The 10,261-nt window shown below is 45.6% G+C and carries 9 protein-coding genes; 2 read left to right on the plus strand and 7 right to left on the minus strand.

The features are described from left to right. The first annotated feature begins 401 nt into the window (after nucleotides 1–401). Complete coding sequence (locus ACYQ2M_RS23890) at nucleotides 402–968, plus strand: helix-turn-helix domain-containing protein (RefSeq protein WP_459918911.1); 567 nt, start codon at nucleotides 402–404, stop codon at nucleotides 966–968. Here ACYQ2M_RS23890 and ACYQ2M_RS23895 read toward each other — a convergent pair. From ACYQ2M_RS23895 to ACYQ2M_RS23920, 6 genes are all read right to left on the minus strand, one after another. Further along, nucleotides 888–1,229, minus strand: a complete 342-nt coding sequence (locus ACYQ2M_RS23895) for a transposase family protein (RefSeq protein ID WP_459918912.1) — start codon at nucleotides 1,227–1,229, stop codon at nucleotides 888–890. The genes ACYQ2M_RS23890 and ACYQ2M_RS23895 overlap by 81 nt on opposite strands. A gap of 680 nt (nucleotides 1,230–1,909) precedes the next feature. Further along, entirely contained in the window at nucleotides 1,910–4,162 is a 2,253-nt protein-coding gene (locus ACYQ2M_RS23900) for a TonB-dependent receptor (RefSeq protein WP_459918913.1), read from the minus strand. An 11-nt stretch (nucleotides 4,163–4,173) separates the two neighbouring features. After that, a complete protein-coding gene (locus tag ACYQ2M_RS23905) occupies nucleotides 4,174–5,283 on the minus strand; it encodes an ABC transporter substrate-binding protein (protein ID WP_459918914.1) in 1,110 nt (369 codons plus the stop codon). A gap of 1 nt (nucleotide 5,284) precedes the next feature. Next, the gene (locus ACYQ2M_RS23910) at nucleotides 5,285–7,024 is read right to left on the minus strand and encodes a radical SAM protein (protein WP_459918915.1); all 1,740 of its coding nucleotides are present in this window, start codon (nucleotides 7,022–7,024) and stop codon (nucleotides 5,285–5,287) included. A gap of 125 nt (nucleotides 7,025–7,149) precedes the next feature. Next, on the minus strand, nucleotides 7,150–7,980 hold the full coding sequence (locus ACYQ2M_RS23915; RefSeq protein WP_459918916.1) for an ABC transporter ATP-binding protein: 831 nt from the start codon (nucleotides 7,978–7,980) through the stop codon (nucleotides 7,150–7,152). Further along, nucleotides 7,980–9,005 (minus strand): FecCD family ABC transporter permease, encoded by a 1,026-nt coding sequence (locus ACYQ2M_RS23920; protein ID WP_459918917.1) that lies wholly within the window; start codon nucleotides 9,003–9,005, stop codon nucleotides 7,980–7,982. Before ACYQ2M_RS23920 ends, ACYQ2M_RS23915 begins: the two co-directional genes overlap by 1 nt. A gap of 536 nt (nucleotides 9,006–9,541) precedes the next feature. On the opposite strand from ACYQ2M_RS23920, the gene ACYQ2M_RS23925 reads away from it, so the two are divergent. After that, a complete protein-coding gene (locus ACYQ2M_RS23925; protein WP_459918919.1) occupies nucleotides 9,542–10,039 on the plus strand; it encodes a dimerization domain-containing protein in 498 nt (165 codons plus the stop codon). Here the strand turns inward: ACYQ2M_RS23925 and ACYQ2M_RS23930 are convergent. Further along, on the minus strand, nucleotides 9,954–10,166 hold the full coding sequence (locus ACYQ2M_RS23930; RefSeq protein WP_459918918.1) for a DUF4276 family protein: 213 nt from the start codon (nucleotides 10,164–10,166) through the stop codon (nucleotides 9,954–9,956). The genes ACYQ2M_RS23925 and ACYQ2M_RS23930 overlap by 86 nt on opposite strands. Nucleotides 10,167–10,261 lie beyond the last annotated feature (95 nt).

Consider the following 10,261-nt stretch of genomic DNA (forward strand, 5'->3'; position numbering starts at 1 on the left):
ATTGAGTAATTACACGTTATAGTTGACAGCAGTACACTATTTGTAAACACATGTCAACTAAGAAAACAACTTTGCTGTAGCCAAAAAGAAATTTGATTGATAATATTTTGAAATTCTAAAAAATATCTTTATAATGATTTGGCTCAGGGGATAGTTGGGTTTGGTGTACTGTGCGGGAATGCAAATCCCCGACGCATGCCCACTAATAGGTATTCAGCATCTACTGTGCAGGCTGTGATCAAACTTTCTTTGCACAAAATGCTGTTTTTCAACGAATCTCACCTTGCTACAATACTACGTTATCGAGGTACCAGCAAAATGGTTACCGCTGTCAGTAGACCCGTGTACAAAAAAATGATTTTGCCTTTTGCCGTTTTTGTGATAATGAAGAAACTATGGTAATGATTAAGTTAGAAGCGAAACAGGTTCCTCAAAAAATTCGTCGAATGCGCTTGGAGCGTGGGTTTACCCAACAGGCGTTAGCAGATCTGATTGGAATGACAAAAGGATACATTTCAAGAATCGAAAACTCAGATAGCGCACCGCCGGTAGGCACTCTAATTTCCTTGGCTAAGGCCCTTGGTGTAGATTTCAACGCTTTTTTTGAATCAGAAGAAGCCAAAATTGTTACGACGCTGACCCCAAAAGGTCAACGGCCTGTAGTTTCCAAGGAAAAATCACCTAAAATAGAGTACGCGCATCTTGCAATGAAGTTCCCAAACAGAGCTATGGAACCATATGTGGTAACCACCCTGAAAAGTGACAAACTATCTGAACTTTTACAGCATAGGGGACAGGAATTGTGGTTTGTCCTAAAAGGGCAATTCGAAGTGAGAGTGAATAACAAAATACACATTATAAATGAGGGTGACACACTGTATTTCGATTCAGGATACCCCCATCAAGGACGCTGTCTGTCTAAAAACGGTGAATTGCTTGCGGTGATCTGGAATGCAGACAAAGCTTGAAACAAAGCTTTTTACTATAAAAAAACAAAGAACATATTTTTCAAATACACGGGTATATCTTTTTCCCCTGTCTGCAAAGGAAAGCTTTATTTGTCGGGTAACCTGACAGAAAGGACACCAGACTCGCTGAATATGTGAACGAAGCCAAATTGTTTTGGAACCAATTGGGACGGTTCTTATATCTCGGATAACCACCCCTCTTTTGATAACGGACTTTGCATTACATAGCGAGCATCTTAGACCTAAAACAAGCGTGTTCATTAAAGTTCGATCGTATATTGGTTCGAAAAATAGAACAGTTTACTTTTGAAACATAATTGAAAAAGGGCCAGAAAAAAAGGACGCAACTCCTCCTTAAAAATACTTACGTTACAAAATTTAAGAATGCACACCTGGAACCGTCCTTTTGGGCTACCAACATAAGCCGGGGCAGTCTAAATTGTCATTATAACAGAGTTCAATTGACCTTGCAGGAGTTATGTAAATATATTATATCAAATCAGCAGTTTGAGTGCGTCATAGAAATTCAAAAACGCGTCATATTTGCGTCATAACCGCGTCATAACACAAAAAGTGTCCCGGCTTATGGCAGTAGCCGCTTTTGACATCTTGATTGATAGTCTGGTATAGTTTGCACTAAAAAAGCAAGTTCCTATTAGGCAATCAGAGCTTGGCTGTAAATATTTCGTGGGTCATAAGTCCTCCAATTTGCCACCACATCGTGTACTCAATGAAAATTCAAAATAGCACATGCAGTATGAAGATTGAAAACTTACGATTCATTAGTAAACATGCGAATCTCATAAAATGCGAATTTTGGGCATCCTTCATTTTTACTTTACACTTTCATGTGGTGAATTCCCATTTTTCGGTGGTCACCCTTAAATAGGGTAAACTATTTTCAGGGTCAAATAAAGGATGCCGAATTTTTCTCACGTTTTTTAGAAACAACACGTAACAGACGCATAAACCGTAAAAGGCGCACCGGTTTGATAGGTGGAGCCAAGGGTTTTATAGTCAGAGGTGTTGATGATGCTGACATATTCCTTATCAAGGATATTGTTGACCGTCAGAGAAAAATCAAGGTTTTTCATCTTCATACCGGGAAAGGCCCCGGCATTATAGGTCAAATCAAAGTCAAATATTACGGCATCGTCAATCTTCTCATCGTGCTCAATGTCCCCATACCTGCTGGACGTGTATTTAACCATGGGGGAGAGAACAAATTTGCCCATGCGGTAACTGGCAATTGCCTTGCATAGAAACTCCGGTGCATCAGGCACCTGCTCTCCCTCAACCCCATTGACAGATCCATCGCTGTTACAAATATCCTGGGAAAAAAAGAATCGGTTATAGGAAAAGGAGCCGTAAAGGGAAAGATTTTCTCCTGCCATTGCTCCGGCTTCCAATTCAAATCCGTATGCATCCGCCTTTGCATTGGTGGCGGGAAATGATACCCCCAGGGCAGAATCATAATATGTTGCCGCCTTATTTTTATGGCGGGCATAATAGAGTGTGGGGACCACATACACCTTGTCCGTGATGTATCTCAGGCCGATATCGTAATTATCAACGATTTCAAGCTCCTGTTCATCCCATAGATCCTGCAGTGTAATGCCCTTGCCGTAAAAGGCGCTTTTCTGGGAAATAAAATAGGGATAAAGACTCACACTCATGCCATAGTTTCTGCCATAGGAGAAATAGGCGCTGACATCGTCGTTGATCCTGTAATTCAGCCCCAGGTTGGGAAGTATCTTGTTAAAATCCTTTGCATCTGCACATGCATCTTCGTCAACGGATGTGGCCATGCCAAGCGCGGTTTCATAGCTGACATCTAAAATGCCGGTCGTGTCATACGTCTTTATGGAGGGCATGGTGTATCTGAGATATTTCACGCCTCCCTCCAGGGTAAATCGGCCCTTGGCATATTTACCCGAAATAAAGGGGGTATTCTGACGATGTTTGGAGCTGTTGGAGAGGACCTGCCATTTGTCAAATACGAGTCCACTGGATGAAACCTTATACAATTTCCAGGAGGTCGGCGGCCCCGGTCTCTCCTGTTGAAGATTAAAAAAGCCGATATTAAGATCAACGGCCTGTAAGCGCCTTGAGTATTGGCTCAAGAACCCGCTCAAATCATGGTCAACATCCCATCTTCTGATGCGGTTATTGCCGTTCTTCATTGTTATCGTTTCCATGTAATACCCCTGATCATTCCAATAGAACGGCTTGATCACCACCTTGGAATTATCATCAAAACGATACTCAATGTTTCCAAAAATATTATAATCCTCAAAATCTGCCCTATTGTACCCATAATAAAAATAGTCGTTTTTATCATCGGCAAAATCAAGATCATAATTTTTGCTCAAGGAAGATGCTTTTTCGTAATTCAGGGTTCTATAGGTATTTACATCGGCCTTATTATAGGTTGAAAACAGCTCTATCTTCAACCCATCGCCGATTTTTTGGGTCAGCCCGGCCATTGCGTTGTCTCGATCTGAATCCCCTTTTCCCCTCCATTTATCTGCACTGGTATTGGAATAGGAGATAAAACCTGCGGTGTCAGTGGAAAGATTTCCCGTGTCAAGGCGCAGAAAACTCCGGCTGAAATCATCGGTTCCCAGCATCTGTTTTATTTTGACCCCAAACTCATTTAAAGGCCTTTTCACCTCCATGTCGATTTTCCCACCGATATTGGTCAGCCCAAAGGCCTTGTCTGCCGGTACCCCGCCCTTATAAATGGATATTGTCTCAAAGTTTTCCATGTCATATATGGACACCCCACCCCCGGGCCTGCCGCTCACAGGAACATTCTCCACATTGACAGGGGTGGAGGGATTGCCGCCTCCGGTGGCTTCCACCCCTCTGAATCTGAAAGATTCGTGATAATTGCTGATATCTGCAAGCCCGCTTGGATCAACACTTTGTTGATTTACGGACGGCATGAGGCTTATGGATTTCTGGACGGACATGGTGGAAGAGGGTCCAAGGGCGTTTATTCCCTTTTCAGTAACCTTTGTTTTTGTGTTGGTCTCGGTGAACAGCGGACCAACAAAGTCCTGTTCTTCAAATTTTCCCGTTACAACACTCTGGGGAAGTTGGTAAATGGCTGTTTCATCAGAAAAGCAGGACAGTGGTAACACCATAATGCCCATGAGGATCACAACCATGTTTTTCATTAACTTACGCATTCTATCACCTATCATCTCTTTGTCATTCCTTCTAAAAGTTCTTCGGCAGCCTGGCGATCCAGGCTGAAATTCAAAAAAAGGCTGTAAAATCTGCGGGTTTCATCCACAATATCTATGCCATACTTACCAGGATATAGTTTATTGAGCAGCCATCTGGCACCCAGGAGCCTCATAAAGGAGGGAGGGCGGTCAAACCAGTTAAAAGGAGCGCTGGGAATCCTGTAAACCCTGTGGTTCTGAACCGCAGGAATATTCTGCCACCGCGAATCATGAAACACGGCATCGTAAAAGAGCTGTTCAGATGTAATGATCACCTCCGGTGCATAATGCATCACCTGCTCCAATGAGACCTTTTCCATGCCGTAAATCATCTGAACAGGGCAGATGTGAACATTCTTCCCTCCGCACATGGGAATAAGCTCCGCATGGATAGAGGTATTGCATTCCGTGCTCAGGCCATCCACCCCCTCGGCATAGTAAACTGACACTTTATCGGGTTCAGCCATGGCACTCTGCACTCCACGGATTTTATCCAATGTCTCTTGTGCATATTCTGCAAGGAGCGCTGCCCGCGCTTCACGATGGAACAGGTGCCCTAAGAACCGGAAGGTTTCGGGATAATCTTCCAGCCTGTCCAGGGAGATGCGAATCACCGGGAAACCCAAAGGTGCCAGTGTATCTTCTATCTTGCGGGTGATGAGAGAATCCTTTATATGCCATGCCAGAATAACATCGGGATTTACCTGCATCAGCGTTTCCAGATTGGGCGTCCGTCCCTGGCCAAACCATCCACCCACCACCGGAAGCGACTGCAAACGGGCGGGCAGATATTGTTTTTCCATTTTCCTGATGGGAAAATTAAGCCCGGCAACAAGTTCAGGTGCCACGGCATAAAGCATGCTGGTGACAGGGGGGCTGGTTCCGTATACGGTATGAATCTCATCTGGCACCTTCACCTTTTGTCCCGCCATGTCCGTGACCTGTCCGGCATGGGCGCAAAGAGTCCACCAGACTGAAAAAAGCATGACGATAAAACCATAGGTAAATATTTTACGATGATAATATTTTTTCATGGTCCGGGGGTGGCCGGAATTCTGCCGTGAACTTTTATCTATTTTCATATCATCCCCGGTAAAATGAACGGTTCACATGGGTTGCATCAAAGGGTTTATGATAAAACCGTTGATAGAATTCATCGGCCTCCTCTTCCATTTTAAAGGAAAACATCCCAGGGTGGAGGATACCTGCAATGTGCATCAATCCCAGAATCCACCTTGGGCTACCGAAATCCCAAGAAGGAAAATGATCATAGATGCGCCTGTTCTTAACGGCATTCACCCCCAGGTCGTTGCGGACGCAATAGTCGTAAAAATCTGAAACAGGGCAGGACAAAAAACCAGAGATAAAGATAATATCCGGGTTCAACGCCATGAATTCCTCCTTTGTCAGGGTAAATCCCGGTTTTCCCTCCCGGGTCAACTGCTTGTTTACGCAGGTGCCGCCAGCGGCCTGGACAAGGTTGGTTTCAAAGCGTTCGGGATTCAAGGCAAACAGGGGATATCCCATGGCATAGTAAACCAGGGGGCGTTTTACATCCTGGGTTCTGGATTGGATAAAATTAAATTTTTCCTGAATATACTGTTTCAAGAGGTTACCGTTTTCCTCCTGACCGGCCCTTTTGGCCAGGTAATCGATGATTTCCCCATAGGATTCGGGAAGCTGCACCAGCTCATGAAAGGCTCGTAAATAGTCAGTCTCAATGAGATGAAACCACAATGCCGAAAGCTTCTCAGGATCATCCGCCCCGATGCAGACCATGATGGCATGGAGCATCTCAAAGGCACGGGTGGTGCGATACCCGCCGAAGAACCCATATTCATTGTAACGTTCCAAAGCATAGGTGCCTTTTATGGCCACCTCTTTACCACATGAACATACATTGCCCGGCATGGACGTCTCAATATTTCTTGAACCCATGGGGCCGAAAAATTCCCGGGAGATCATGGCCTGACCGCAATCCGGGCAGCAGGTATCCAAAAACTCACTGCCGGGTGCGTTGAACAGGTACACATGGGAGAGCTGTTTTTTCAACTCCCTGCAAAGGGATTCCGATTCTCTGATGGTGGGCTCAAATTCCATGACAGCCTCTCCAAAGGGCACAAACCTCATGATCTGCAGGGGAATATCCATGGACAAGGAAGCCACAAATGCGGTGATCTTCCGGACTTCATCCTCCAATCCTTTCATGTATATGGCGGCCACCTCCACATGCACACCTGCCTCAAACAGATGCCGGATATTTCTGAACACAGGGGCGGCTGACGGCACACCACAGGGTTTATACCGATCATCGGAGAAACCCTTGACGCCGATGTTCACAAAATCCGTAAAAGGGATAAGTTGATCCAGGGCCTGGCGGGTAAAATATCCATTGGTTGAGAAACCCACCATTAAATGGTGTTCCTTGGCCAGCCTGGCCAGGGAACAGAATGAAAAAAAAGAGACGGTGGGATCGTTAATACAAAAGGCTATGCCTTTGCACCCGTGGCTGAGGGCTTTTTCAACCACTTTTTCAGGGCTTACCTGCTTTAATGCGGCAGATAGGGTCTCTGTACCCATTGTCAGTATCTCAGAGATGCAGCCACCACAGGAAAAATTGCACCCCATGGACGAAACCTGCAGAAATTTATGGTTGGGATAGAAGTGAAGAGCCGGCATTGTTTCAATGGAAATGGGAAACAAAGTGGAATAGCAATGGGGGAAACGTTCTGCCATGACGCCGTCCTTAACCGTATACATGCGACATTTCCCCAGACTCCCCTCTTCTATATGACAACCGATCTCACAAATTTCACATTTCATGGAGCTTATTCCTTTATGCAATGAATTCAAAATGGCTCTTCTTGTGTTTCAGGGGCTTTTGCCAACCCGAATATTTACAAAATATGTTTTTTAACCTCGCACTCCCCGCACCCGGATTTATATGATCAGGCGGCACATCCCTGCAAAGAAACCCTCTTTAGATGATTACCCCTGCTGCGATTCAGCATATTCCGGGGCACACAGACTCTCAGACCCTGATCAAGATCAGCCATGCCGATATCTGTATGGTAAAGAAGATACAGATTCTCTTCGTTGATGACCTCCAGGGCATCACCATCTGCCACCACCCTCCCCTCTTTCAGCATCACCACCCGATCCGATATCCAGATGGCATGTTCAGGGAAATGGGTTGTTTTGATAAAGGTGTATCCATTATCTGCCAAATCGGCTATCTGGCCCAGCAAACGGATCTGGTTGCCGTAATCCAGCCCGTTCACAGGTTCATCCATCACAAGCACATCAGCCCCCTGTGCAAGGGCCCGGGCGATGAGGGTCAACTGCCGTTCCCCTCCACTGACTTCGGTATAGGGACGATTCTTGAGATGGGCAATGGAAAGGCGTTCCAGCGCCTTAAGGGCTTCAACCTCGTCCTCTTTTGAATACTGAAAAAAGAAGGGTTTATGGGGCATCCTGCCCATGAGCACCATATCCATCACCCGATAGGCAAAGGAGAGTTTATGGGTCTGGGGCACATAGGCGATCCGCCGGGCAAGGGCCTTTGTACCGATTTCAGAAACAGGTCGTCCCCCAAGGCACACCTCTCCCTTCCGGGGATGACAGAGTCCCATCAGGACTTTCAAAAGGGTGGTCTTCCCGCTCCCGTTGGGTCCCAGTAAAGAGACAATCTCTCCCTTTTTAAAGGTGAGGTGAATGTCGTTTAAAACCGACTTTTCGGAATATCCATAGGAGACATGATCCATGGAGATAAAATTCATCAGTTCCAACCTTTCCTTGATTTGCCGAGCACAAGGGCGAAAAAGGGAATTCCCACCAGGGAGGTCAGGATACCGATGGGAATTTCCACAGTGAATACCAGCCTGGAGATATCATCCACCACCACCAGGTAAATGGCACCGACAATGGCCGATACCGGCAATAATTTACGATTATCCGGTCCCACAAGCATGCGGGCAATATGGGGAATGACCAGCCCCACCCATCCAATGATCCCTCCCAATGCCACAGTCAATGCGCTGATTAAGGTGGCCGGAAAAATCAGCAAAATACGAATGATGCGTACATTTACCCCGAGGCAACGGGCCTCTTCATCACCCATGCTCAAAACGTTCAGGTAATTTGCAAGGGAAATCAAAGTGGCAATGCCCAACCCCATGGGAATGCAGACGGCCCAGACGGTTTTGGCATCCACCGTTGAGAAACCGCCCATGAGCCAGTAAACAATTGCAGGAAGCTGATCATAGGGATCTGCCAGATATTTCACCACAGACAAAAGCGATGTAAAAAGCGCACCGCTGATAATGCCGCCCAGAATCATCATCAACAGCCGATCCCCGCGGTACAATTTCGCCATGCCCATGGCGGCGGCAACGGCAGCAAGGCCGCATGTAACGGAACAGATCTGCACCGCAAGCCAGGTGCTTGCCACGACCATGCCAAGGGCCGCACCAAAGGAGGCCCCGGCCAGTACGCCCAAAAGACCGGGTGATACCAGGGGATTGATAAACATGGATTGAAAGGCCGCACCTGACACGGAAAGGGAGGCGCCCACCAGCATGGCAGCCACAATGCGCGGCAGACGGATATCAATGAAAATATTCTTCAGGATATGAAACTTTTGGCAGCCCGTCTGCCCCTGACCGGACAAAAAAGCGGCCATAAAATCATATATCTCATCCAATGTGATGGGATAACGTCCCAGGATCAAAGAGATAAAAACCGCCAGAAAGAGCAGGAGTAGCAGCAGGGGAATCAAAACAGGTTTCTTTTTAATCAACATCATGGTTCAGTATTTCAGGTTCCTGTTGGTGGCATCGCTCAGATTTCTTTTACCGCCATCTTCGTTATAATCAGTGGTTTGTGTCAGCACAAGAGTACATTTATACGCATATTGAAGTTTAAACACGTCATTACTCCAAGGAGCTTTACACGATAAAATTTGGCCTGTCAAATTTAATTTTTGGCTCATCTTGGATTCGCTACTGGGCTGGCACCGTTCCAAATCGTGAAACAAACATAACATATGGTGATTTTATAGGCACATAAACCACATCATATTGTATACTTAAGTAGTATAATCCCAGTGCTTGAATTATAGAGCCTGATTTTTTAAATATCCCAGGAAAATCTTGTCGGACGCATTCCCATTTTTCCGGGCAGAGGCTCCATTAACGATGGGGAATGTTATAATGCATGGTTTAGTTTCTGCTCTTTAGAGTACGTTAAACCCCGGATGGTACTTAGCAAGAGTCTTGCAATCCCGCACTTATTGAGATCTTACAGTTTGCACTAAAAAAGCAAGTTCCTATTCGGATGAAAATGGAATTAACGATGTCCGGGCTAAGGCTCGGGATCTTTGATGTACTTCAAACGCCTGTAAGCGCCGGAGAGGTATCATCCGTGCTGGGGCTTGATCCGGTGAACACCGGGATTTTTTTGGATTCCCTTTGCACAATAGACCTCATTAAAAAGAGTTTGTCCCTTTATCAAAACAGGGAAGATACAGATACTTTTCTGGTTAAGGGAAAATCCGAATATATCGGTTCCATGCTTGAATTTTATAAGAAGCACATCATTGATATCATGGATCATGTGCCCCATCTGGTTAAAAACGGTCCAAACCCTGACATCCTCCCCCAGGATTTTTCATCTCCTCTTTTCTGGGTTGAATCCACAAGGAGTTCTGCTGCATGGATAATTGCCGGAGGTTTTGATCCCGCCCTTGAAATAATCACCGCTCTTCCTGAGTTTGATTCATGGGGAAAAAGTGAGGGCATTGTTTCCGTATGGTTTGAATTCCAATGGCTTCGGAAATAATTTTTCCCATGGCCACCTTTCTGTACCCTGCGTTCAATTTTTCAAGGCGCTTTGATGGTGCTTTCTCCGGATCATCATTTATTTCTTCTGCAATCCTAAGCCCTTCAATTTGTACAGAAAAGCACATACTTCCGTTGCATTTTCACTATCCGCTTCATGAGTTATCAAAATTCTGTCATATTCATCCTTTATGACCATGACACACTTGCTTGTTCCCATGGG

The sequence above is a fragment of the Desulfocicer niacini genome (assembly GCF_054657595.1).

Bases quoted from the DNA above. Each gene is read 5' to 3' on its own strand.
- ACYQ2M_RS23890 (WP_459918911.1), top strand. From the start codon at position 402: ATGATTAAGTTAGAAGCGAAACAGGTTCCTCAAAAAATTCGTCGAATG.
- ACYQ2M_RS23895 (WP_459918912.1), bottom strand. From the start codon at position 1,229: ATGAACACGCTTGTTTTAGGTCTAAGATGCTCGCTATGTAATGCAAAG.
- ACYQ2M_RS23900 (WP_459918913.1), bottom strand. From the start codon at position 4,162: ATGCGTAAGTTAATGAAAAACATGGTTGTGATCCTCATGGGCATTATG.
- ACYQ2M_RS23905 (WP_459918914.1), bottom strand. From the start codon at position 5,283: ATGAAAATAGATAAAAGTTCACGGCAGAATTCCGGCCACCCCCGGACC.
- ACYQ2M_RS23910 (WP_459918915.1), bottom strand. From the start codon at position 7,024: ATGAAATGTGAAATTTGTGAGATCGGTTGTCATATAGAAGAGGGGAGT.
- ACYQ2M_RS23915 (WP_459918916.1), bottom strand. From the start codon at position 7,980: ATGAATTTTATCTCCATGGATCATGTCTCCTATGGATATTCCGAAAAG.
- ACYQ2M_RS23920 (WP_459918917.1), bottom strand. From the start codon at position 9,005: ATGATGTTGATTAAAAAGAAACCTGTTTTGATTCCCCTGCTGCTACTC.
- ACYQ2M_RS23925 (WP_459918919.1), top strand. From the start codon at position 9,542: ATGGAATTAACGATGTCCGGGCTAAGGCTCGGGATCTTTGATGTACTT.
- ACYQ2M_RS23930 (WP_459918918.1), bottom strand. From the start codon at position 10,166: ATGTGCTTTTCTGTACAAATTGAAGGGCTTAGGATTGCAGAAGAAATA.